Annotated in this window: 22 protein-coding genes and 1 riboswitch; of the genes, 9 read left to right on the top strand and 13 right to left on the bottom strand. The window is 41.8% G+C overall.

Annotation, left to right across the window (positions count from 1 at the left end):
* Positions 1-296 precede the first annotated feature (296 nt).
* From KR50_RS05785 to KR50_RS05755, 7 genes are all read right to left on the bottom strand, one after another.
* A complete protein-coding gene (locus KR50_RS05785) occupies positions 297-1,094 on the bottom strand; it encodes an SDR family NAD(P)-dependent oxidoreductase (RefSeq protein WP_041056032.1) in 798 nt (265 codons plus the stop codon).
* A gap of 95 nt (positions 1,095-1,189) precedes the next feature.
* Positions 1,190-2,365 carry a cystathionine beta-lyase gene (metC, locus tag KR50_RS05780; protein ID WP_041056031.1) on the bottom strand — a complete coding sequence of 392 codons (1,176 nt, stop codon included), beginning with the start codon at positions 2,363-2,365 and terminating at the stop codon, positions 1,190-1,192.
* Positions 2,346-3,479 carry a methionine biosynthesis PLP-dependent protein gene (locus KR50_RS05775; RefSeq protein WP_041056030.1) on the bottom strand — a complete coding sequence of 378 codons (1,134 nt, stop codon included), beginning with the start codon at positions 3,477-3,479 and terminating at the stop codon, positions 2,346-2,348. Before KR50_RS05775 ends, metC begins: the two co-directional genes overlap by 20 nt.
* Positions 3,480-3,623: 144 nt before the next feature.
* A riboswitch (SAM riboswitch) is annotated at positions 3,624-3,730 on the bottom strand.
* 369 nt (positions 3,731-4,099) lie between these two features.
* Positions 4,100-5,077 (bottom strand): DUF4003 family protein, encoded by a 978-nt coding sequence (locus tag KR50_RS05770; protein WP_041056029.1) that lies wholly within the window; start codon positions 5,075-5,077, stop codon positions 4,100-4,102.
* 54 nt (positions 5,078-5,131) lie between these two features.
* Positions 5,132-5,776, bottom strand: a complete 645-nt coding sequence (locus KR50_RS05765; protein ID WP_041056027.1) for a FusB/FusC family EF-G-binding protein — start codon at positions 5,774-5,776, stop codon at positions 5,132-5,134.
* 19 nt (positions 5,777-5,795) lie between these two features.
* Positions 5,796-6,224 (bottom strand): GNAT family N-acetyltransferase, encoded by a 429-nt coding sequence (locus KR50_RS05760; protein WP_332307474.1) that lies wholly within the window; start codon positions 6,222-6,224, stop codon positions 5,796-5,798.
* A 43-nt stretch (positions 6,225-6,267) separates the two neighbouring features.
* Positions 6,268-7,188 (bottom strand): bile acid:sodium symporter family protein, encoded by a 921-nt coding sequence (locus KR50_RS05755; protein WP_041056023.1) that lies wholly within the window; start codon positions 7,186-7,188, stop codon positions 6,268-6,270.
* Positions 7,189-7,359: 171 nt separating this feature from the next.
* Between KR50_RS05755 and KR50_RS05750 the strand changes: the two genes are divergently transcribed.
* From KR50_RS05750 to KR50_RS05740, 3 genes are all read left to right on the top strand, one after another.
* Positions 7,360-8,349 carry a Gfo/Idh/MocA family protein gene (locus KR50_RS05750; protein ID WP_041056022.1) on the top strand — a complete coding sequence of 330 codons (990 nt, stop codon included), beginning with the start codon at positions 7,360-7,362 and terminating at the stop codon, positions 8,347-8,349.
* Positions 8,350-8,828: 479 nt separating this feature from the next.
* Positions 8,829-9,686, top strand: a complete 858-nt coding sequence (locus KR50_RS05745; protein ID WP_041056020.1) for a transporter substrate-binding domain-containing protein — start codon at positions 8,829-8,831, stop codon at positions 9,684-9,686.
* 45 nt (positions 9,687-9,731) lie between these two features.
* Entirely contained in the window at positions 9,732-10,406 is a 675-nt protein-coding gene (locus KR50_RS05740) for an amino acid ABC transporter permease (protein WP_041056019.1), read from the top strand.
* A gap of 53 nt (positions 10,407-10,459) precedes the next feature.
* Here the strand turns inward: KR50_RS05740 and KR50_RS05735 are convergent, their stop codons facing one another.
* The 3 genes from KR50_RS05735 to KR50_RS05725 form a co-directional block, all read right to left on the bottom strand.
* Positions 10,460-11,455: a sodium:calcium antiporter gene (locus tag KR50_RS05735; protein WP_041056017.1), complete on the bottom strand. Its 996-nt coding sequence runs from the start codon at positions 11,453-11,455 to the stop codon at positions 10,460-10,462.
* A 313-nt stretch (positions 11,456-11,768) separates the two neighbouring features.
* A complete protein-coding gene (locus KR50_RS05730) occupies positions 11,769-12,770 on the bottom strand; it encodes a sodium:calcium antiporter (protein ID WP_041056016.1) in 1,002 nt (333 codons plus the stop codon).
* 377 nt (positions 12,771-13,147) lie between these two features.
* Positions 13,148-13,855, bottom strand: a complete 708-nt coding sequence (locus tag KR50_RS05725; RefSeq protein ID WP_041056015.1) for a DNA alkylation repair protein — start codon at positions 13,853-13,855, stop codon at positions 13,148-13,150.
* Positions 13,856-14,039: 184 nt separating this feature from the next.
* Here KR50_RS05725 and KR50_RS05720 point away from each other — a divergent pair, with 184 nt between their 5' ends.
* The 4 genes from KR50_RS05720 (at position 14,040) to KR50_RS17935 (ending at position 17,666) form a co-directional block, all read left to right on the top strand.
* Positions 14,040-14,585: a sigma-70 family RNA polymerase sigma factor gene (locus KR50_RS05720; RefSeq protein ID WP_041056014.1), complete on the top strand. Its 546-nt coding sequence runs from the start codon at positions 14,040-14,042 to the stop codon at positions 14,583-14,585.
* Entirely contained in the window at positions 14,582-15,031 is a 450-nt protein-coding gene (locus KR50_RS05715; protein WP_041056013.1) for a hypothetical protein, read from the top strand. Before KR50_RS05720 ends, KR50_RS05715 begins: the two co-directional genes overlap by 4 nt.
* Positions 15,028-16,104, top strand: a complete 1,077-nt coding sequence (locus KR50_RS05710) for a multi-TM2 domain-containing protein (RefSeq protein ID WP_041056012.1) — start codon at positions 15,028-15,030, stop codon at positions 16,102-16,104. Before KR50_RS05715 ends, KR50_RS05710 begins: the two co-directional genes overlap by 4 nt.
* Positions 16,105-16,472: 368 nt before the next feature.
* Positions 16,473-17,666, top strand: coding sequence for a CapA family protein (locus KR50_RS17935; protein ID WP_198134233.1), 1,194 nt, complete (start codon positions 16,473-16,475; stop codon positions 17,664-17,666).
* Positions 17,667-17,734: 68 nt separating this feature from the next.
* Here the strand turns inward: KR50_RS17935 and KR50_RS05700 are convergent, their stop codons facing one another.
* Together KR50_RS05700 and KR50_RS05695 are read right to left on the bottom strand one after the other, a co-directional pair.
* Positions 17,735-18,379 (bottom strand): uracil-DNA glycosylase, encoded by a 645-nt coding sequence (locus tag KR50_RS05700; protein WP_041056010.1) that lies wholly within the window; start codon positions 18,377-18,379, stop codon positions 17,735-17,737.
* 167 nt (positions 18,380-18,546) lie between these two features.
* Complete coding sequence (locus KR50_RS05695) at positions 18,547-19,479, bottom strand: manganese-dependent inorganic pyrophosphatase (RefSeq protein ID WP_041056008.1); 933 nt, start codon at positions 19,477-19,479, stop codon at positions 18,547-18,549.
* 261 nt (positions 19,480-19,740) lie between these two features.
* Between KR50_RS05695 and KR50_RS05690 the strand changes: the two genes are divergently transcribed.
* Positions 19,741-21,129, top strand: a complete 1,389-nt coding sequence (locus tag KR50_RS05690) for an L-cystine transporter (RefSeq protein ID WP_041056006.1) — start codon at positions 19,741-19,743, stop codon at positions 21,127-21,129.
* Between the two features lie 107 nt (positions 21,130-21,236).
* Here KR50_RS05690 and KR50_RS05685 read toward each other — a convergent pair whose 3' ends face one another.
* The gene (locus tag KR50_RS05685) at positions 21,237-21,617 is read right to left on the bottom strand and encodes a hypothetical protein (protein WP_041056005.1); all 381 of its coding nucleotides are present in this window, start codon (positions 21,615-21,617) and stop codon (positions 21,237-21,239) included.
* 425 nt (positions 21,618-22,042) lie between these two features.
* On the opposite strand from KR50_RS05685, the gene KR50_RS05680 reads away from it, so the two are divergent.
* Positions 22,043-23,245 (top strand): MFS transporter, encoded by a 1,203-nt coding sequence (locus tag KR50_RS05680; protein WP_041056003.1) that lies wholly within the window; start codon positions 22,043-22,045, stop codon positions 23,243-23,245.
* The last annotated feature ends 233 nt before the right edge of the window (positions 23,246-23,478 follow it).

Here is a 23,478-nt window from a genome sequence, read left to right as displayed (position 1 = left end):
TTCAGCTGGATTACATGCAGACAGGAAAATGATATTCAAATCCTCTCTCTTAAGGTGAGCTACGGAAGAAACAATCATGTAAAAAAAAGCTCAGACATAACTCATTGCATTCCAAAAGAAAATGTCTACATGAACAATAGGTTCATGTAGACATCCTCGTGTGTACTTTCTTAATCTGATTTAAAAAACGCTCAGGCTGCGAGGGACCAATCAAACCGGCTCACCTCCCGCCCCGCTAAAAAGCGTACGCCTGAAGCGGAAATGAACCGGTCCCTCTCCTCAGCTTCTAAATCTATTTACCTCATCACACTTCCACCTGAGATTTTAAGTGACTCACCAACAATATTTTCAGCTGCGTCCGAAAGAAGAAAAATTATGCTGTTTGCAACTTCTTCAGGCTGAGTAATACGTCCTGAAGGCAATCCGTCTTCAGCAATTTTTAATTGTTCTTTATAAGACCTTCCGGCAGCCTTTCCTTTTTTCTCAATAGCTGAGCGACCCATCTCTGTATCAACAAACCCCGGACAAACAGCGTTTACCCGAATTCCATGTTCAATGGCTTCCACTGCAAATGACTGTGTAAATCCCGCCACTGCAAACTTAGAAGCACTATATGCTGTATTGCCACGAGTACCTCTCAGTCCTGAAAGAGATGAGATATTAACAATCGCTCCTTTGTTTTGAGGAATCAGCCGTTCATACACGAGCTGAGTCAGTAAAACCGTGGAAAAATAATTTAATTCCATTACTTTTCTCATCTCATCTTCCTCTAGCTGATCAAGCGTGCCGCCTCCTGATACACCAGCAGAATTCACTAGACCAGTCAAAGCTCCACCTGTTTGCGTGGCTTCTTCAACGAGACGCAGACGCTCTGTTGCATCATTTAGGTCTGCAGGAATCACAATTAATGTTCCTGTAGCTTGCAGAGATTCGACTTCCTGTTGCAATTTCTCTAGTTTCTCTTCATTTCTGCCTGTGACAGAAACGGTTGCGCCGGCTTGAACAGCTGCTTTCGCTGTTTCGTATCCTATGCCGCCTGTTGCCCCTGTCACAAGAATATGCTGATCTTTTAATGCCTGTTCTGAAAATATCATGCCTGATCCCTCCGATATTGGTTTCTAATTCTTACGTTCCTTTAAACGGCAAGAACTAAACACCAGGATCAAAGACAATAGGTAGTAAGCAATGATTAAACTTGAGCGGCAGGAGCATGCTGCTCAACCGCTGCTAGTGCCTGCTTAATATCTTCCAGTAAATCGTCTGCATTTTCTAACCCGACTGAAAGTCTCAGAAGTCCATCTGTAATGCCTCTTTTCGCTCTTTCAGCCGGAGGCATTGCCGAATGGGACATCGTTGCAGGATAGGACAGGATCGATTCCACGGCACCAAGACTGACGGCAAAGACCGGAATTTTCAGCTGATCAACAAATACTCTGGCACAGTCTTTTGAAGGAAGCCTGAAGGACAGGACCGCACCGGCACCAGCTGACTGTCGCTGATGAATCGGGTACCCCGCATGAAAAGAAAATCCTGGATAATATACTTCTTCTATTATTGGATGATGATGCAGATACTGCGCAATATCCCTTGCAGTTTGAGAGGATTGATTTAATCTTACACTCAATGTTTTCATCCCTCTCAACAGCAGCCAGCAGTCCTGCACACCTAATATGGACCCAAATGAATTTTGAACGAACTTCAGCCGTTTGCCAATTTCTTTGTTTTTGGTAACAGCAAGCCCGGCTACAACGTCGCTGTGCCCGGATAGAAATTTAGTTGCACTATGTAGAACAAGATCTGCTCCGAGATCAAGCGGCTTTTGCAGTAATGGAGTCATAAAGGTATTATCCACAAATGTTAAACAGCCATTTGCTTTTGCCACTTTAGCCACACCTTCAATATCTGTAATATTCAGGCATGGATTGGATGGCGTTTCAACATAAATGACCTTCGTATTCGGCTTCACGCTTCTGGCCGTTTCATCAAGGTCTGTCATGTCGATGAAGGTATGTTCTATATCAAACTGAGTCAGGACCTCTGTAATCACTCTGAACGTTCCCCCGTACACATCCTTTGACACGAGTACATGATCTCCTGCAGACAAAAGCATAAATGCTGAAGAAATGGCAGCCATGCCGGAAGCAAAGGCAAAGCCCTGTTCTCCATTTTCTAATTCTGCAATCGTATTTTCAAGCGCATGTCTCGTTGGATTGCCGGAGCGGCTGTAGTCATAAGGACCGAATTCATCTATAGATTCCTGATGAAAGGTTGATGAATAATGCAGCGGCACATTAACGGCTCCTGTTTGTTTGTCCCGAAAATCCTCCTGATGCAGCAGCCTGGTATCAAAGTGATGTTTTGTCATCGTCAATCTCCTCCCTCTGCACCTTTTTAAGTGCCTTATCCAAATCCTTTGTCAGGTCATCTATATGTTCAATGCCAACGGAAAATCGTAATAAACGGTTACAGATGCCCCGGTGCTGTCTCTCTTCTTCCGGTATATCTGCATGCGTCTGGGTAGCCGGATAGGTAATAAAGCTTTCAACTCCGCCGAGACTCTCTGCAAATGTAATTAAGTCAAGCTCCCTTAAAAATGGATCTATCCAGCCTTCTTTTTTTAGTCTGAATGCCACCATTCCTCCAATCCCCGGATAAAGAACATCCGTTATACCGGGCTGCTGCTCCAAAAATTCTGCCACTTTACCTGCATTTTCCTGGTGACGGTCCATTCGAAGGGACAGGGTTTTTAGCCCTCTCACTAAAAGCCAGCAGTCAAGTGGAGCTAATACGGCGCCTGCTCCATTATGAATGGAAAAAAGCCTTTCACACAGTTCCTTCCCTTTTGCCACAACCAGCCCTGCAAGTACATCATTATGCCCGCCGATAAATTTTGTGGCGCTGTGAATGACAATGTCAGCTCCGAGGGTGATCGGCTTTTGTAAATAAGGAGTTAAGAACGTGTTATCCACAATCGTCAGCAAATTATGATCCCTTGCAAGCTTCGATACTTCTTCAATATCTGATATTTGCATCAGCGGGTTAGTAGGAGTCTCGACTAAAATAGCTTTCGTTTTTTCGCAAATTGCTTCTTCCATCTGCTCGAGATTATTTGTATCTACATATCTTGTTTGTATGCCATAAGCTTCCTCGTAATGCCTTAATAATCGGTACGTACCGCCATAAATATCATCAGAAGCTAAAATCACTTCACCCTGCTTAAAAAGAGATAGCACCAACTGCACAGCTGCCATTCCTGAGCTCGTTGCAAAGCCCTCATCTCCTTCTTCTAATCGGGCAATCCCTTCTTCCAAAACTGCTCTGGTCGGGTTTTTCGTGCGGGTATAATCATAGCCAGTGGACTCTCCAAGCCCCGGATGGCGGTAGGCAGTTGAAAAATATACCGGCGGATTTACTGTCCCTGTTACTTTTTCACTGCGGTTTCCCAGCTGAACAAATTGAGTATTTACATGATAGGTCATTAATGGCTCCTCCTCGAAACGATGGTCTAAAGCAGCATGATTGCAGGCGATCAATTGCCAGCTGTTTTACCGTTAGAATTTTTCTAGTGAAATAAAAAAGGACCTATCTTATAAGAAGAAGGTCCGAATCTGCATTCGCTGTTCTCCTTATCACTCAGGTACTGCATAACCTGCTGGGATTAGCACCATGCCAAATGTGGCTGGTTGCTGAGGTGTCAAAGGGCCAGTCCCTCAACCTCTCTAGATAAGTTGGCATATTTAATTTTCACTTTTTCTTGTCATTTTGTTTTAATTCCGAATTGTTTGATTGTTTTATACGGTACAGCAGATGATGAAAATAATCAAGGGTAAATTTGGTTTTTTATATGCAACAGAACAAACAAATACCCCATTCCGTTTTATTTAATGGAATGGGGCAGGGAGGGGGTGTCGCTTTTATTCGATAACCTTTGACGTCACATCAGGATTGCTACGGTGCGAACGTATCAATCACAAGGTTAGTTGTGTCGGAATCAGCGACTATTTTCATCCTTCTCAACTTAGTTTTTAATTGAGAATGATTTTCATTATTATTGTATACACATCTATCTTCCTTGTCCAGTTATTTTATAAAATTTAATTTATCCATCGTTGGAAGAGTTTGCATCTACCGCAGCGGTCATTGTTGCGATCATCGCTGCTTGCTGGGCTTGAAGAATGGATTCGACCGTTGCAGCCAGGCCCACGTCCAGAACTCTATTTTCACTAATTTCCCTTTGAATCACCAGTCTGACAGCAATCATAAAACATTGATCTTTATACCATTTAAATTTACTGTAGCTGCTCAGTTCATCGTAAACTTCCTTTATTTTTGGAAGCAGGACAGATGGGGTGGCGACCAGGCTTAATACCCCGACGATTGGGAGATGAAGACCGCGCAAACGAAACTTTTGTGTTTTCAAGTCATCCATCCAGGTCACCGTGTTTTGCACAAGAATCTCTTTGTTTTCCCGCTTTCCGTATGTAAGGATTTGAGAAAGAAACTGTCGGTTGTTTCCCTTCCACAGAACAAGATGCAGTTCATCATAATAGTAGGCCATGTCCTCAAGCATTTTATCTCCGTCTGAACCAGCTTCAGCCAAAAGAACAGCCAATGGATAGTCTTCGTGGGAAGTTAAAAAGAAATGCTTCTTTTTCATTCCATCGTACATTTTCTTTGCCCGTTCCACATGATCAGCCGATTCCTCCCCTTGCTTTATTGACAGGGACAAGGCATACGCCGCGATATAGGTATGTGGACTTCTTTGGAAACCGGCCTCGATCAGCAGATCATAGCAGTGCTGAACCTGCTTGTAGGATTCTTCAGGATGATCAGACTGATTTAATAAAAGTCCTGCCAATGAAAAACGCAAAGTGGATTGAATATAGGCAAATGGGTTGGACTCCTGCTTTATAAAATTAACTAACTCACTATATCGATCCAGATTAAACGGCTTATTGTCGCCAGTAAATAAGGAAGCAATCATCATCAGTGCTCCAGTGTCTACACGCCATTTATATTTTTTCCTGAGTAACTCGTAATTCGTAATAAACTCTTTTAGCTCTTCACTGTGTTCCATACCATTTCCCCCGCTCTGCTTGTTTTTTGAGTACACAACCAGCACACAGCATACTTACTGATCTTTTACAGCTTGCTTAACAAACTGTATAAGATTGATTGGGTCCTGAATAAACTGATTGCACTCTTTACTGTCATAACAGAGGTGCTTTCCAAATGATTTGTTATTCACACCGGCATGCCCCCGTTTTGAAATAGAGGTAAATGCCATATCCCCATATCGGCCGCACAGCTCACACATTCCCTTCCTTGCAGATATAACATATCTTCCTTCCACTCCCGTCAAGCGCTGATCAATCAAACAAATCATATAGTGCCTGCTTGCCGCGATATCCTTCCAGCCTACGTACGTTGTCGCATACCAATCAAGTTCACTAAACGCTGGAAGTTTTACCTTTTTATTTTTAGGAAATAAACCATTGACCTCATTCTGTGAAATGATGGGAAAAGGTATCCGCATTGGCTGAAGGTCCCTTAAAAACGTCACTCTTTCTTCTTCCGTTTTAAGATGCGGCAGTTTTTCAAGAACAGTTACCTGTTCTGCTGTCAAATGATCAAACGCTGCCAGCACTTTTGCTTCAGCTTCTGACCGGACGGCCCATTCCACTTCCGGATCAATTGTGATGTGCGCCTGCTTTTGCATCAATGCGGCTTGATGCTTGATCACATTGAACTGATGGTTTTGGATAAAAGGTTCCATAACGATCACCTTTCCTGTGTCAGATCTCTTTCAACTCTTTTTTGAATACATAGCTTACTTTATCGTACGTTCCTTTCTCCTCGTAAAATCGATGTGCGTCATGCCGCTGCAGCCCTGAGGATAAAGCCACTTTGGCAAAACCGTGATCCTTCGCATATTGTTCCACAAAACCCAAAAGATCAATCCCATATCCTTTCGATCTTTCCTGACTGTCCGTAATAAGATCGCATATCCAAATAAATCTTCCATAATAGAAAGTCGTCATCGGCATGAAACCGACTAACGCTTTTAGCCTATTGTTCTCCCATATTCCAAATAACTGATATTGATTCTCTTGTACAGCTGCTTCCATAATAGACATGTATTCTTTTTCAGTTAAATGTGTTCTGAGCTGGTTCATCAGAGGATATGCGTCCTTCCATTGCGGTCGGGTGATTTCCTTAATCATCCTCATCCTCCTCTCTATCAATTACCCTGGTTGTTTTTTCTGTTTATTTTCGATTCCAAAGAGTTGCAGCCACAGGGCCAGAAACATTATGCCACAAGCTGAATAGTGCGCTCGGCACCGCGGCGACTGGATTAAAATGAGCCATGGCAAGAGCAGCACCAAGGCCGGAGTTCTGCATGCCTACTTCTATTGATATTGCTTTTTGACTTGAATAATCCAGCTTCATTGCTTTCGCCAGCCCAAATCCGACCAATAAACCAAGGACGTTATGCAATACAACGATCGTGAAAATAAGCACACCAGAAGTAACGATCGCTTCTTTGTTTCCCCCAACTACTGCACCAACGATTGCTACAATAGCGATAACCGAAACGAGCGGCATGACAGGAACTGCTTTTTTTACCTTTTCCTTAAAGAGGGAACGAACCATAATGCCAAGAATGACTGGCACAAGCACAACCTGTATAACGGAAACAAACAAGCTGAGAAAAGAAACCTCCAGCCATTCACTCGCAAAAAGATAGATTAGAGCAGGAGTCAACACCGGCGCTAATAAAGTAGATACAGAGGTAATTGCAACTGAAAGGGCCGTGTTCCCTTTTGCCAGATACGTGATAACATTTGAAGCGGTACCCCCAGGACAACAGCCAACCAGGATCACACCAATCGCTATTTCGGGAGGAAGCTGAAAGGCTTTTGCAAGTCCGAAGGCAAGCAAAGGCATAATTGAAAACTGTGCAGCCACCCCCACCGCTACGCTTTTTGGTTGTTTGGCCACCCTTTTAAAATCATCAGTGGTTAGCGTCATTCCCATACCAAACATAATTACGCCAAGTAAAAGACTGATAAAAGGAGAAATCCACAGAAATCCAGATGGAACAAAAAAGGCGATAATTCCGATTAATACTACCCATAGAGCAAATGTTTTTCCTGCAAAATGACTGACTCTCTCTATTAAATTCAATTTTCTCACCTCTTATGCTAGAATTCACCCATTATAGACCGAAATATCTGTTAATTCAATCATCCATAGAAAAAACTCAAACCAATAAATTTTTTCTTCCGACCCTTTCCTATTCGCTGTATTAGCGATACAATTTCTGTATAAGAACTCAGTTGAGAGGATGTACATACTATGAAAATCGGTGTTATTGGGACAAACTGGATTACAGATTCACTGATTGAAGCTTCAAACGATGTTGACAATGTTTCAATTGAAGCAGTATGCTCCCGCAGTCAAAAAAAAGGACAAGCCTTTGCAAATAAATACGGCATTGCCAATGTGTATACTTCTGTAAAGGAAATGTGCACCAGCGGCAAAATTGACGGGGTGTATATTGCTTCACCAAATGCAGTGCACCATGAACAAACAATTCAGTGCTTAGAAGCTGGAATCGCTGTTTTATGCGAGAAGCCGTTAACAGCCACCTATACGATGGCTGAGAAAATGGTGCAGGCATCCAGACAGAATGGCGTTCTGTTGATGGAAGCGATGAAATCGACTGTCATGCCGAACTTTAAGAGAACACAAGAGTTGCTGCCATCACTCGGTACGGTCCGGCAGTACAGTGCACACTACGGCCAATATTCTTCCCGCTACGATAAGTTTAAAGAAGGAATTATTGAAAATGCATTTAAGCCTGAATATGCCAATGGATCATTAATGGACCTTGGCGTGTACACCCTTTACCCGCTCGTTGCCCTATTTGGAATGCCTGAAGAGGTAAAAGCGATCAGTACGAATCTTCATACAGGTGTTGATGGCCAGGGTATGGTTCTCTTAAGCTACGGAGAAATGGATGCTGTCATTACATTTTCTAAAATCACCAACAGCTACCTGCCGAGTGAAATCTCAGGCGAAAAAGCAGCACTTCATATTTCTCGAATCAGTTCCCCTGATTCTGTGATGCGCATAACCAAGGAAGGCGGGCAAGAAGATCTTTCTGTTACGCAATCTAAAGCACCGATGGCTTATGAGCTTGAGGAATTCGCCCGTGCTTATGAGAACGGACAAATTGAATCAGCGATCAATACACACGAGCTGTCTCTGAACGTAGTCGCCCTGATGCAGACCATCCGTCAGCAGCTTGGCATCGTGTACCCGATGGATCAAAAAGAATCGTAAAGCCTGAAATGTTTGCTTGTTAACATGGGCTTATAAGAGCTCACTAAAATGACAGAAATTAAGAAGTGACTATCATGTAAATGATGCGATCGGCGACTCCAGCAGGATGAGACGGCTGCTTGAGCCCCCGCAAGGCAAAGCCTGGGGAGGACTTAAGCGCCGTCCCTGCAGAAAGCGTACCCCTGAAGTGAAGTGAACCGGCAAAGAGCTTGAGACAGACATTTGTCCCAGGCTCTTTTTTTGTCGTATTCACTCTTTATTGATTATCAAGGCGTTTTTCAAGAAATGGTTTCATTAGATTGAATTAAAAGAATCACTTGTAAGAGTAAGGTATAAACCGATTTATATCACTTATGAAAACAGATAATTCCATCTATTTTACCTTATTCAACAAATATAAATACTGGTATTAAGTACTTGCCCTAAGCCCGAGTCGGATGCTATGTTTTTAAAGGATCTAAAATAGAGGGGGATTTTTTGTGAAATTATTATTTACCAAAAAGTATCAGGCGTTGACAGCAGGCGCCTTGTCAATCGCACTTTTAGCTGCATGCGGGAGCGGCAGTTCAAATAATAGCGAGGAAGCAGATACATCCGTTTGGGATGAAATTCAGGAGGAAGGTGTTTTAACTGTTGCCACTTCTGGAACTCTTTACCCTACTTCTTATTATGATGCTGATTCAGAAGAACTGACAGGATTCGAAGTGGAAGTAGTGCTTGAAATGGCAGAGCGTATGGACCTCGAGGTTGATTTTGAGGAAATTGGCTTCGACGGTATGCTGACAGCTGTTAATTCCGGTCAGGTGGATCTGGCTGCCAACGATATCGAAATAAACGAAGAGCGTAAAGAGAAATTTGCTTTTTCTACTCCTATCAAATACTCATATGGTACAGCGATTGTACGGGAAGAAGATTTATCCGGAATCGAAACCTTTGAAGATCTGGAAGGAAAGCAGGCTGCAGGAGCTGCAACTTCTGTTTATATGGAACTTGCGCGGGAATACGGAGCAATAGAAAAAATTTATGACAACGCAACAAACGAAGAATATCTTCGCGATGTTCATGTTGGCAATTCAGATGTCATTTTAAATGACTACTACCTGCAGACGCTTGCACTTGAAGCTTTCCCGGAGCTTGATATTACGATTCACCCTGATTTAAAATACAGTCCATCAGAGGCTGGTATGGTAATGAATAATGATAATAGCGAATTAATAGAGAATGTGAACCAGGTGCTGGACGAAATGCTTGAAGATGGCACAATTGCTGAAATTTCTGCCGAATTTTTTGCAGGAGCAGATGTAACACAGGAGCCTGATATTGACTTTGAAGAATAAATTCATGTTTGTAAACAGATTTAGGGAAAGAAGGTGTTATGGCTGATGGATATAAAATGGGAATATCTGTTTGACCCCCAGCTCGCCATTGACTCCTTCCCTTACGTTATGGAGGGCATCGGCTACACCATCCTGATTTCTCTCGTAAGTATGGCTGCGGGTCTTATCATTGGCTTTTTCCTGGCACTCGCCCGCACTTCAAAATACGCCGTTTTAAGATGGCCGACGAGAACGTATATATCATTTATGCGCGGTGTACCAATCCTGGTTATTTTATTTATGCTTTATTTTGGATTACCCATCATTGGTTTACAGCTTTCTCCGCTTCAAGCTGCTTTAATTGCTTTTAGTGTAAACAGTGCCGCCTATATTGCTGAAATTATCCGATCTTCCCTGTCTTCTGTTGATAAGGGACAATGGGAATCGGCAAAAGCGCTCGGATTGTCCTATTGGCAGACCATGTTCGGTATTATTTTGCCTCAATCTATTCGTATAGCTACACCGCCGCTTGCTAACGTACAACTTGATATTATTAAAGCCTCTTCTCTTGCTGCAATGATCACAGTACCTGAGATTTTTCAGAAAGCCAGAATTGTTGGCGGCAGAGAATTTGATTTTATGACGATGTACATCTTAGTAGCACTCATTTATTGGGCGCTGTGCTCTGCTATGACGGTTCTGCAAAATTATTTGGAAAAACGGTATGAAAGTTATCTATAATAAGACATCAGCCTGAAGAACATGTCCATTGGATTTTTCTTCAGGCTTTTTACTTACCCATTAAATAAATAATATGTAGTAGCAAAATAAGTCAGCACGATCAAAATAGAGGGCACCGCATACATTCCTTTAGACGGACGATTTCCTCTGGCAATGGAATACATCAGGAAAAGAGACATGATCGTAATAGCCGCTGCTGTTCCTTCATGCGAGGACGAAACATGAGCTAATATAGCACCGTCACGGTAAGCAGCATCGCTCAAAATTAAAATGAGCATGTTGAAAATATTACTCCCTAAGATGGAGCCAATAGCCAGATTAACATTCCTCAATTTTAAAGCGATTAAAACAGCGACCGCTTCAGGCAGTGAAGTAGTCGCTGCCATTAAAAAGCTGCCGATAAAAGTTGAGCCAAGCCCTGATACTTCTGCTATCCGATCTCCAGAGATGGAAAGCAATGTCCCCGCTCCCATGATTACAATAGCAGCCAGCATAAAACCTATCAACGTTCTTTTGATTGATATCCGCTCTTCTTCTTCGCGCTGCAGGCTTACTGCTTCTTCATTTAGCTCAGGCATTGGTCCTGCTTTAGACAATTTGCTGATGGCAATCATGCCTGTCCCATAAACAAAGGCAATTAAAATAGAATCGAGCCCAATCCCCCACACCACCACTTCTGACTGCCTTTCAAAGGCCATCACCATCATGCAGGCCATAGCAAGCCCTAAACCAGCCGTATAAAGATGCCCACCCACAGCCGAGTGGTAGATTCTGCGCTTTCTCAATACTAAATCAAAGCTTGCGATGATAAAAAGGTTAAATAAATTGGAGCCAAGCATATTTCCGACAGCAATATCCGGGTTGGACAAATATACTGAGGACAGACTCGTTGTCACTTCCGGCAGCGAGGTCGCACTGCCAAGAAAAAGAGTGCCGATTAATAATCCTCCTAGGGATGTCTTTTCACTCAAAGCATCTGCATGATTTGAAAGTTCGATGGCGGCTAAAATTGTGACCAGCGCTGCCAGGCTGAAAATAAAATAGACCATTCATACCTCCCTCTGAAACAGACAGAATCCTCAGTCGTTTTTCTCATTCTATTACCCCTAGTACAAGCTCATGACAAAAAGAGGATAGGAGATAACAAGGAAACTGGAGAGACACCAGGATTCCCCCTAAGACTCCGACAGTACTTGATCTACTCACTACAGGAGTACAAAAAAAGACTGCCTCATGAAACGTTCATGAAGGCAATCTTTTTTGTCGTTTATTGCGTGCTATCACCTTACTCAGGTTCTTTAAAACATATAATAGATCCCAATACAAATCAGCAAGCATGGCGGTAAAACAGCTTATTTTGTACTATCCAACAAAGATTAAATAACTTGAAACAAAATATCCTGCGACGATGATTAAAGACGGCCATATATAGCGAAATGTGGATTTAGCTGGTTTTTGCTTAATCGATAAAATGAGGATAAAGGATAAAATCGAAACCGCTATGCTGGTAATAATGTGAGAATCGGATACATCTGCCAATATGGATCCATTACGATAAACAATATCAGACCCAGCGATAATCAGCATGTTAAAGATATTGCTTCCCAGTATCGACCCAAGTGCGAGATTTACATTTCTCAGCTGCAATGCGACAAAGACGGCTACGGCCTCTGGCAAAGACGTCGTTGCGGCAATCAGAAAACTACCTACAAAGCTGGATCCAAGTCCTGTTACGACAGCGATTTGGTCCCCCATGACTGAAAGCACGGTACCCGCTGCCATAATAATTAACGCAGCAAAAGTGAAACGGATGCCAGCCTGCTTAACTGTTAGAGATGATGTGGCGGCTGTTTCATCTATTCCATCGTCTTTTGGCGTTTCCAATTCCAGAGTACTATCCGATTTAGGAAGACGGCCAATCACAAACATTCCGACTCCATAAAGGATCGCGATGATAAAAGCATCAATGCCAATTCCGAGAATGGTGTAATCTACTTTAATGTACAGGGCGACCAGGGTTAAAAGGGTTAAAAGAAGTCCAAGACCTGCTGTGTAAATATGATCATTGCTTGCCCACTGAAATAATTTCTTTTGTCTGTAATATAAGTCAAAGCCTGCGATAATAAACAAATTAAATAGATTTGAACCAAGCATGTTGCCAATCGCGATATCGGGGTTGCCGATTAGGACGGCTGAAATACTGGTTGTCACTTCCGGAAGCGAGGTTGCACCGGCAAGAAGAAGGGTACCGACCAGCAGTCCTCCCATTGCAGACTTTGATGAAATAACATCAGCATAACGCGACAGTTTAATGGCTGCAAAAACCGTTACAGCTGCTGCCAGTATAAACCAAATAAATACCATTTTTATTTCCTCCTATTCTATACGAATCATTTGTCTGTACTCTCCGTTCACTGCCGCTATTACTGCATCAAGTTCAATTGTCTTGTTTTAACAGAGCCAAACAAAAAAGACCCTTTTATGAGTCCTTACATCCAAATGTAAGTGCTCATAAAAAGGTCTTGCGTACTTTAGCTAATACTAAAGCTTAATGAACCGAGTGGTACTCCACTGTAATGACGACTCATTAACCGATGACGGTCGCTACTCCCCTTTTTAGGGAATTTCTATTCATTTCTTTTATTATACCACATAACATCTGTTTTTAAACAGTTTGGTATTTGATCAATTTATGAATTTAATAACGGGATAAAAGTGATCTGGATTTTGGCCGCCTGCTGCTAGCATTTGGCTGTTTTTTTCTTTACACCAATTTTCCCGCGCTCCTCAATTTTATCAATATATGCTGGCGCAAATGGTACTTTACAGGCTGTATTTCCTACATCCACATGCACTTTCCCTATTGCATTGGCTGCTCGCTTTGCTTCCTCTGTAAGCGCTGGAATATAGGCTGCTGCCGCTATAACAAATCCATTCATCGTATAACGGACCCGGTTCGGGCTTGAGTGGATGGTTTCCCCCGCCTGATGAAGAAGATTTCTCACCTCTTCAAGATCGATCTTTTCATTTGGCGCGATGGAGAGATAACTGCCGTAAGTACTCCAGCCTGCTGCTGCAACCATTTCTTCTTCAGAGGCAATCCATTCATTCGCCAGTTCCACTGCAAAAGGACTTTCAGCTGCTACCCATGCAACCGTGCTTTCAGCGATCATATACCAATAGGCTCCTTTCACCCATTTCTGGAGTGTCTCTTTTGAGATTACTTTTGGATCAGCAGCAAGTCCTGCCAAATACATAGCATCGGAATTACCTGTATCATAGAGGGCTTTTACAAGTTCCTGATCCTTCTTAACATGCTTTACCCATTTCTTTAAATCTCCTACCTTCACCCCGTAAAACGGCTCTTTTGCTCCGTGACGCAAAAAGGTCTTTTTAGTCTGCTCCGTCCCAAGTGTCTCCAGTTCCAGCATAATTGAATTCACATTCATTTCCACATCTCTCCTTTGCTGTTTCGTTTATTATACCACCCCTTCTATTTAGATTGAGGTTCCATCTATAAATGTTTATACTATCATGAGCAGCAGTGTCTGCAGGAAAATGAAACAAAGTGTAGTACTTTTTTGATTGGGTGCGTCTACTAATAAGAATTCTTTTGCATGGGAGGTGGAACGGGTGCAGGAGATTGATGTAAAAAAGCTGGTCCAGCAGGATTCTTCAGTTTTCCGACTGTTTATCCGTTCCTACCAGCGCTATATTTATCAACTCGCCTATGGCGTGCTTCGACATGAAAAAGATGCGGAGGATGCAGTTCAGGAAATTTTGCTGAAGATTTATCATGCGCTTCCCGGCTATCGACAGGAAGGGCTAAAGACATGGGTACGGCAAATCTCTGTCCGTCATGCTATTGATATGAAACGCAAAAGAACACGGCGTACGGACCGGGACGATGATTTAGATAAAGCAAGTCCTTACCTTCACGATGGAAAAGAGTCTCTTGATGCAAAGCTAATGGAACAAACGAGAAATGACTATCTGCGTAAACGCTTAAAAGAACTGCCTGAAAACTATCGGGTAGTCATTCACGCTTTTTACATAGAAGAAAAATCCTATGAGGAAATTGCACAGGAACATAAACTTGAGCTATCTGCAGTAAAAATGAGACTTTACCGCGGCAGGCAGTGGATGAAAAAAAATTGGCGGGAGGATGAGTTCCGATGACACACTTCAAACAACAGCAATGGGAGCAGTTTATCCACGGGCAAGTTGACTCAGTGACTGAAAGAAAAATGGAGATCCATCTTCAAAACTGTGAGGCTTGCTTATCAGCTTACGAAGAGGAAGCCTTATTGCTCTCACCTTCTGCAGAATTTACAGTGGAACATGAGGTCATGAAGATCATCTTGTCCAACTCTTCTGAAACAAATCCCGTTGTCAAAAAGACATCCAGCCGCTTCTGGCATAAAACTGCCACTCACTTTGTGATATCAGCAGCGGCTGCCATTATGCTTGCCAGTACAGGTGTTTTTACAGCTTTTATTGATCATACACCGAATGGTCAGGGAAAGGTTTTGAATGAGTCCCCTTCTTTAACTTCCTCCCTGCTTGAACAAACGGACCGATTTTTCAGTCAGATGGATCCATCACCTAAGGAGGAATTAGAATGACAAAGTCACCTGTCATAGCATTTGTGCTATCCATTATGCCTGGGTGGGGGCATGTTTATATAGGAAATGTGATAAGAGGATTTTTATACTTTTTTCTCACGATCGCCCTCATTGTCGGCGGACTTGCCACGGCATTCTTATCCAACAACTTGTTTTATTTTGCACCCGTAGTTGCAGGACTGCTCATTTATGCCATCAGTTTTTTAGACATTATAATTAGCTTAAATGCTTTGAGGTCACAGGATCAGGAGGGTGAGACATCATCCCGTGCACGTCGTTATCTGCCGAGCTATCAGGGTGACGCAGAGCGTTTTTTCACCATCATTCTCTCCTTTTTTCCCGGACTTGGCCATTTTCAACTCGGTCTAATGAACCGTGGACTGACCTTTATGGTTACTTTTTTCGGTATGGCGGCGATGATCTTTTTTGTGACGATTCTACTGCAGTTAAATGCATTTTTGCTTTTCAGCATTTTACTGCCAGTCGTGTGGATTTACTCTTTTGTGGATGCCATCCAGATGCTTGCACGAAAGCAAAACGGAGAAACATTAGTCGACCAGTCGGTGCTTGAGGATTTGGAAACGAGGCGAAAAGACGGAAAAAAAAGCACAGCAATCGCTACGATTTTATCCATTTTCCCAGGAGCAGGTCATCTTTATCTCGGCTTACAGCACCGGGGCATTCAATTAATGGCTGCTTTTTTATTCACTATTTATATATTAGATGCACTTCGCCTCGGATTGTTTTTATTTCTTATTCCGCTAATCTGGTTCTACAGTTTTTTTGATGGCATGCAAAAAGCATCCCGCTATGGCAAAGAAGAACTTTATGATGAACCGGTTTTTGGGTTCTTTCATCAATACAAGCGCTGGCTCGGGATTGGATTAATCTTTATCGGCATCTACTATCTCTTGTTTAACGGACTTGTCCCTGCACTTGCTCCAGCATTTAGAGAATGGATTGAGATTGACCTTTGGTACTGGTTTGACCGCTACTTCCAAACCATACTACTGAGCGTCGTTCTTGTCATCATCGGCATAAAGCTTTTAAAAAAGAAAGAAGTCGTTCGATGACTTTAAATTAAACTAATCGTAAAACGTTCTCTAAACAAATAAAGGAAAATGACTTATTCGCTTCGTGCAAAGTCATTTTCCTTTTTTTAATTCAATCTATTCTTTTCATATCTCTCACTACTAAAGAGAAGGAATGACTTTATCCTTTATGTAATCCTTGTTAGATCAGTATTTAAATACAGAAATGAACCCGTCCCGCTAAAAACCTCTTTTCAAATAATCTTCCAGACTCTACATTTATATAATTTTGTATTTATTTTCTAGATAAACATGTCATTCTAACCCTTAAAATGGTAGAATTAAGGGGCATTTACTCTACTAATCTTTCTTTACATAAACTAAGTTTAATAGAAATGGAGAATTGAATGGTGAATTATAAGTTTGTTATGTTTGCATGTATTCTTGTTGTTCTTAGTTCGTGCGCTTCAGAACCAACCTATACGAATCCTCCTGAAGAATTCACAGTAAGCGATGAGACCATCGAAGTGATTGAAACAGAGGAAGAAGAGATAATCGAATCAGAGACCGCTCATTTCACGGCAGTCGGCGATTTACTTGTCGAGCGTCCCATCCTTTATGATGCTGAGCAAAAAGACGGCTCCTTTTTATTTGATCCTTTGCTTTCTAATGTGGAACATTATATTAACAGAGGCGATTTTGCGTATGCAAATCAGGAAACACCAATTACCGGAGCTGACTTTGGCATTGGGGACGGTGATTTTGTGTTTAACAATCCCTATGAGCTGGGTCACTATTATTACGAAGTAGGCTTTAATATGCTTCAGCTTGCTAACAATCATACGCTTGATATGGAGTTTTCAGGACTTGAGAGAAATATAGATTTTTGGCGTACTACTTATCCTGATGTGCTATTAAGCGGGGCACACCTCTCGACTGAAGACCGTCATATCATTCCAATTATCGAGAGAAACGGGATTTCAATTGCGCTGATTTCCTCTACATACAGCTCAAATAAACCTGTGGAATTCCCACACTCCGTCAATATTTTTACTGAAAATGAAGAACAGCTGCTTGATGATGTTGCACGGGCCAATGAAATGGCTGACCTGGTTGCAGTCGGAATTCATTGGGGAAGAGAATATCAACAGCCCACCGCTGAGCAAACGGAGTTAGCGCACAGTCTAGCTCAAAACGGAGCGGATATTATTATCGGTCACCACCCTCATGTGCTGCAGCCAATCGAATGGATCGACGGTCAAAATGACCAGCAGACACTTGTAGCCTATTCCCTGGGCAATTTTATATCCGGTCCTTTTGATGACAGGGTTCCTGAACTGGACTGTGATCGCCTGACAGGGGCTCTCATGGGGTTTGATGTTAGTAAAGAGAATGATGTGGTTACGATTGATTCGTTATATACAGTTCCTACGTTTACATCCTTTTCAGAGGATTTTAATGAGTTTCGAGTGGTTCCGCTTGATGAAATGGAACAGGATAAATTCAGGTGGTGCGATTTAGAACAACATAAACAGCATGTCCACGAAACATTGACACGCAGCACAGATGAAATTGAAGTAATAATGGATATGGAGCCGAAATAAGAATCGGAGGTAACTCTCTTTGATAAGGCAGATTGCCGGCAAGCAGATTATGCGTCTGCTCTGCTTTTTCAGAGATGTTTTATTTCCCTGATATGGTCTGCAAGCCGATCAAAATCTCGGTGAATCGTCTCCAGTAATTTGCGATTATAAAAAATTGATGCAGGATGATAGGTTGGAAAAAGAAGAAAGTCTTTTTTGGTCCAACTATAAGTGCCATCCTCATTATAACGCTGAACCGGCTGCTTCAGTAATTCCCCATGAACGTCTGCTATTTTAATAGCTTTTCCCGCAAGTCTCTTTAAACCAATATTACCTAATGTCATAATGATTTGAGGGTTTACATGCTCTACTTCCCAGTCGAGGATGGGTGCGTGTGCCCTGATTTCTTTTTCATTAGGAGTCCTGTTGTATTTCTTAAGTATTATTTCTCCAGATCTCTCTTTTTTTTCTCTCCATTTAAACGGCCTGCTTCTTACTGCACTTGTAATATAAACATCTTCCCGCTTCAGTCCCGCTCGATCTAAAAACAGCATTAATTCTTTTCCTGCTCTGCCGCTGAAAGGAATTCCGTTATGAATTTCCGTTTCACCTGGCGCTTCTCCCACTAGCATAAGGACGGGATTTTGCGGACCCCCTCCATAAACAAATCCTTCTGCAGGATAGGGTTCGATCTTTTTTTTACCCCACTCTGCTAATTCTTCCGGAATCCTCATATCAAATCCTCCCTTTCTATGTCGATTAAAGTACATTTCCCAGGAAATGTGGAAGCAAAACCAAAGACTTTAAATGTATATAAAAAAGAATACCTTCACTCACTCGCTTGTGAAGGCATTCTTCGCTTACTGATTAACATCAAGTCAAAATAACGTTATGGAAAAGATTATTGATTTTTAAACGTATCGGTTAAAATCGGTACAATTTGTTTTTTGCGGGAAACAACACCTTTTAATAAAGCTATGTTGTTATCCAGCGACAAATTATAAGCTTTTTCAACGATGCTTGCATGAGCTCCACGAACAATGATCGTTGAGTCATTATTTAAAATATCGGTTACGGCTAAAACGAAGAGAGATAAATTCTTTTCTACAATAGCTAGATCCAGCATCTCTTCTATATCACTCTTCAGGCTGAGCACTTCCGTTGGATCGATCGCATTTACCTGCGCGATTTCAACCCTATGATCACCCATGTCAAATACTTTTGAATCCAAAGAAATCAGCTGACTAACTGTTTTTCCGCTAATATCTGCTCCTGCTTTCAGCATATCAAGGCCGTATTGTTGAGCATCAACGTTGGCAATTTGAGCTAATTCTTCCGCTGCTGCAATGTCTTCTTCTGTACAGGTAGGTGACTTAAACAGCAAGGAATCTGAAATAATAGCTGAAAGCATTAATCCAGCAATGTTCTTCGGGATCTCTACATGATGTTCCTTAAATAATTTAAGTAAAATAGTCGCAGTACAGCCGACAGGTTCTGCTCTAAAAAATAATGGTTCGCTTGTTTCAAAATTTGATATGCGGTGATGATCAATTACCTCTGCAATGCGAACATCTTCAATGTCATCTGCACTTTGCTGGCGTTCATTGTGGTCCACAAGAATGACGCTGTCTGCTTCAGTTGCCACTTTATTCACTAAGCGGGGTACTTCCGCTTGAAAATAATTCAGCACAAATTTAGTTTCTTCATTTATCTCGCCCAGTCTAACGGGTTCTGCATGACTGCCGATCTCATTTTTCAAATAAGCATACACGATGGCAGAAGTAATCGTATCTGTGTCAGGGTTTTTATGACCAAAAATTAAGGTTTTTTCCATGGACTCTGCTCCTTAGGTAAATGAATTTAATAATCGCCTAATAAGTGACGATCTATTGTCTCTATCTTACCAATAAACCCATCATTCTTGAACCCAAAACTTTCAGACTGGGGTCTAATCAGAAAATAAAAAAATATAGATAAAGTACGTATTTCATCTTTTACAAGGGGTTTACTTCTCTTCCACTGCGATTGGTCAACTTTTTAAACTTGCTCACTCTTTTAACTGGTGACAACAATAGTGAATGGGGGCTGTGAAAAAATGACGCTCACGTTGATCCTGTTGAATATGCTGGTCTTTTTTGCTCTTCTTGCTTTTTTGTACGTTCTTAAAAGAAAAGGAGTTTCTTTTTCCATACGGGTGCTTCTCGCTCTTACACTCGGCGTTATTCTAGGCTTTATCCTTCAGTTTATTTACTCTGCAGATTCAGCCATTTTAAAGACATCGACTGATTGGTTTCAATTAATAGGCGGCTCTTACATCAGGCTGCTGCAAATGATTGCGGTGCCGCTCATTTTTATCTCCATTTTATCTGCGTTTACTAAGCTGACATTAACTAAAAACATAGGAAAAATTAGTGTTTTAGTAATTGGCTTATTGGTTGGAACAACTGCCATAGCAGCAATTATCGGCATCGCTTCTGCTGCAGGTTTTGGCTTAGAAGCAATTCAAATTGATCAGGGGGAAGCAGAAACTGAACGCGCTGCCTCGTTGGAAGATACCTATGGGACCGTGGAGAATGTCTCCTTTCCCCAGCACCTGTTATCACTTGTACCCGCTAATCCGTTTTTAGACATGACAGGGGCAAGACCTACATCGGTCATTGCTGTTGTGATTTTTACAGTTTTTCTGGGGATCGCTTATCTTGGTATAAGAGAAAAGCATCCCGGGCAAGCTTCATTATTCGCCTCACTTATTGAAGCGCTCTATGCAATTATCATGAAAGTTGTTAGTCTTATCTTACAATTGACTCCTTATGGTGTGTTTGCTGTGATGGCGAAAACTGTGGCATTGACCAATCTGGATGCCATTGTGACACTCGGCAATTTTGTTGTTGCCTCCTACGCAGCATTAGGAGCTGTATTTCTTGTTCATCTCCTCTTGTTTGCATTTTTCGGATTAAATCCAATGATTTATGTAAAAAAAGCAATTCCGGTACTCGTGTTTGCATTTACTACAAGAACGAGCGCTGGCGCACTGCCTATGAACATACGAACGCAGCAGCAGCTTGGTGTTCAGGATGGGACCGCGAATTTTGCAGGGTCTTTCGGATTGTCGATCGGACAAAATGGGTGTGCTGGTGTATATCCTGCTATGCTCGCTATTATGATCGCTCCTACTGTGGGAATTAATCCATTGACTCCCTCTTTCATCCTAACTGTCGTTGCGATTACAGCTATCAGTTCATTTGGTGTCGCAGGCGTTGGCGGAGGAGCTACTTTTGCTGCGATACTCGTGTTATCCGCTCTGAACCTCCCAATAGGTTTAGCGGGAATTCTGATTTCAATCGAACCGTTAATTGATATGGGCAGAACGGCTGTTAATGTAAGCGGAAGTATTACTGCCGGTGTGCTGACCAGCAAAATAACAGGAGAACTCGATCGCTCAGTATATTGCGATAAAACTCGGGTTGTTGAGACAAATTCGTGAGCATAAGGAAAAACACAAAGAAGAATGCCTTCACGAAATTAATTTTGTGAAGGCATTCTTCTGTTGATTGAGCTCCAGCTCTGTTCTAATTGTAAAGTGAAAACGAATTATTTTTTCTTTAGCAAAGATAATGTTTTTTCAATATCACTTAGCAATTCGTCGTCCGGAACCATACGTTTTACTTTCTTTTCCCCAGGACGATCCATAATGCTGAACGGTTTTTCAGTATACGTTGACTCCCGAAGTGTATCTATGCGATTTAAGATCGAAACGTGGCTGATTCGCACGTATTTACCATCTTCATCAAATAATTCTTCATTTACACTGATTTGCGCCTCTATTTTTTGGCCGGCTTCAAGATTCTTTTCTACAGCAGTGGTCCAAATAAACCGGTTTTCTTTTGAATCTGTAAAATGAATTACATTTGACAGATGCGATTTGACCCGTGGTTTTACATGAACTACAGCTAAATCTATCGTTATTCTCACTTCATCTTTCCCCTTTCTTGCACTGGTACCTACAGTATGTACTGTGTTTAAATAAAGCGTTTTAACTATTCATTTTATTACCAGTAAAATGAAAAATACAAAGGACTTAATCAGTATAAAGTATCTAACTGTCCTTTTGTCAATCAAAATTCTTAACGAATAAGTGTAATACTATATGAAAGCCTGGTATATCTACTTTTATAAATATGGACTTTTTTTGAACATTATTTTCACTCAATCTATATATGAATCTTGTAGATAAAACATCGCTAATCTGTTTAACTATAGGATACCATATTTCGTCTTACTAAAATATTATCCAACAGAAAACTTTCTATTTTTTCTCAGGTCATTTTTCTGTCTGCCAGATTAAAATTGTTGTATGATTATTTAGTTAAAGCTAAACCATGAAAGAAGGTATGAACGTGTCAACTCAACAGCGTAAAAAAATGATCATCTTAATGATTAATATGTTCATTGCAATCGGAAGTTTTGGGATTATAATTCCAATTCTCCCTGCATATTTAAATTCGATCGGAGAGGCAGGAACTGCAGCTGGATTAATGATTGCGATCTTTGCCGGCGCCCAGCTTATTATGTCTCCCATTACAGGGAAGTGGGCGGATCAGTACGGAAGAAGAATAATGATCATTTCTGGTCTAAGCGGACTGACCCTTTCTATGTTTGTTTTTTATTGGTCAGACTCCATCTGGGTTCTGTACGCATCACGCGTCATTGGCGGAGTAGGGGCTGCACTTTTGATCCCTGCAATTTTTGCTTATGTGGCAGATATTACCACCCTCGAACAACGAGCGAAAGGAAACAGCTACATTTCAGCTGCTATGTCACTTGGAATTGTTATCGGACCTGGAATTGGAGGATTTTTAGCTGAGTTCGGCTTAAAAGTACCGTTGTTGATTTCAGCACTCGTTTCCTTAGTAGCCGTCATTTTTTCTGTCTTTATGCTGAAGGAAAGCCAGGAAACTGCCCCTGTTACAGAGGTGGAAACAAAGCCGGATCCTTTGTTGAAGAAACTCGGCGTTTCTGTTCATAAGCCGTATTTTATCCCCCTCGTCATCACGTTAATTATGAGTTTTGGGCTTATGGCTTATGAATCGATCATTGGCCTTTATGTAGACAATCAATTTGGTGCAACACCATCTGAGATTGCACTTATGATTACAGCGACAGGCATCATCAGTGTAGTGGTTCAGTTATTTGTAGTAGAAAGAATCGTTAGAAAAATGGGAGAAGGCAGTGTACTTACCTTGTTCCTTGGTGTTGCCGCAGCAGGATTTTTCCTGTCTCTGTTTGCATCAAGCTATGTGCTGTTCTTTGGTGTCACCCTGCTTATTTTTCTTGCCACATCCATCCTGCGTCCTGTTCTGACCACACTCGTTTCCAAGCTTGCCGGGAATGAACAGGGTTTTGCAATGGGAATGAACAATGCTTATATGAGCATCGGGAATGTCCTTGGACCTACGCTTGCAGGAATCCTTTATGATGTAAATATCGTTTATCCATTTATCCTTGGATTAGTGGTGCTATTTGTAACAATCTTTGTATCAGTCGGATGGCAGCGCAAAGAATCAAGAAAATTACTTCAAATTGAAGGCGATCAAATTTAGATTGAATAAATAAAAGAAAAGAGGCTGGGACAAAAGTGTCTCAGCCTCTTTGATCGGTTCACTGCGCTTCAGGCGGACGCTTTCCGCAGGCACGGCGCTGAGCCTTTCCAGAGCCTTGCCCTGCAATGTCTCAAGCAACCGTCATATCCTGCAGGAGTCGCCACCTTCCGCTCCGTTCACCTCTTATTATTTATAAATGCTACCTCGTTTTTTTAAAACTTTTTGGAGTTTTG

Source organism: Jeotgalibacillus campisalis (assembly GCF_000829515.1).
GTDB lineage: Bacteria > Bacillota > Bacilli > Bacillales > Jeotgalibacillaceae > Jeotgalibacillus > Jeotgalibacillus campisalis.
Note: the sequence above shows the minus strand (reverse complement) of the source record. Positions and strands in the feature narration are given on the sequence as shown.

Coding starts and splice junctions, on each gene's coding strand:
- KR50_RS05760 (WP_332307474.1), bottom strand. CDS start 6,224: ATGATTAAGGAAATCACCCGACCGCAATGGAAGGACGCATATCCTCTG.
- metC (WP_041056031.1), bottom strand. CDS start 2,365: ATGACAAAACATCACTTTGATACCAGGCTGCTGCATCAGGAGGATTTT.
- KR50_RS05695 (WP_041056008.1), bottom strand. CDS start 19,479: ATGGAAAAAACCTTAATTTTTGGTCATAAAAACCCTGACACAGATACG.
- KR50_RS05715 (WP_041056013.1), top strand. CDS start 14,582: ATGACACACTTCAAACAACAGCAATGGGAGCAGTTTATCCACGGGCAA.
- KR50_RS05750 (WP_041056022.1), top strand. CDS start 7,360: ATGAAAATCGGTGTTATTGGGACAAACTGGATTACAGATTCACTGATT.
- KR50_RS05725 (WP_041056015.1), bottom strand. CDS start 13,855: ATGAATGTGAATTCAATTATGCTGGAACTGGAGACACTTGGGACGGAG.
- KR50_RS05710 (WP_041056012.1), top strand. CDS start 15,028: ATGACAAAGTCACCTGTCATAGCATTTGTGCTATCCATTATGCCTGGG.
- KR50_RS05700 (WP_041056010.1), bottom strand. CDS start 18,379: ATGAGGATTCCGGAAGAATTAGCAGAGTGGGGTAAAAAAAAGATCGAA.
- KR50_RS05775 (WP_041056030.1), bottom strand. CDS start 3,479: ATGACCTATCATGTAAATACTCAATTTGTTCAGCTGGGAAACCGCAGT.
- KR50_RS05730 (WP_041056016.1), bottom strand. CDS start 12,770: ATGGTATTTATTTGGTTTATACTGGCAGCAGCTGTAACGGTTTTTGCA.
- KR50_RS05785 (WP_041056032.1), bottom strand. CDS start 1,094: ATGATATTTTCAGAACAGGCATTAAAAGATCAGCATATTCTTGTGACA.
- KR50_RS05740 (WP_041056019.1), top strand. CDS start 9,732: ATGGATATAAAATGGGAATATCTGTTTGACCCCCAGCTCGCCATTGAC.
- KR50_RS05770 (WP_041056029.1), bottom strand. CDS start 5,077: ATGGAACACAGTGAAGAGCTAAAAGAGTTTATTACGAATTACGAGTTA.
- KR50_RS05690 (WP_041056006.1), top strand. CDS start 19,741: ATGACGCTCACGTTGATCCTGTTGAATATGCTGGTCTTTTTTGCTCTT.
- KR50_RS05765 (WP_041056027.1), bottom strand. CDS start 5,776: ATGGAACCTTTTATCCAAAACCATCAGTTCAATGTGATCAAGCATCAA.
- KR50_RS05735 (WP_041056017.1), bottom strand. CDS start 11,455: ATGGTCTATTTTATTTTCAGCCTGGCAGCGCTGGTCACAATTTTAGCC.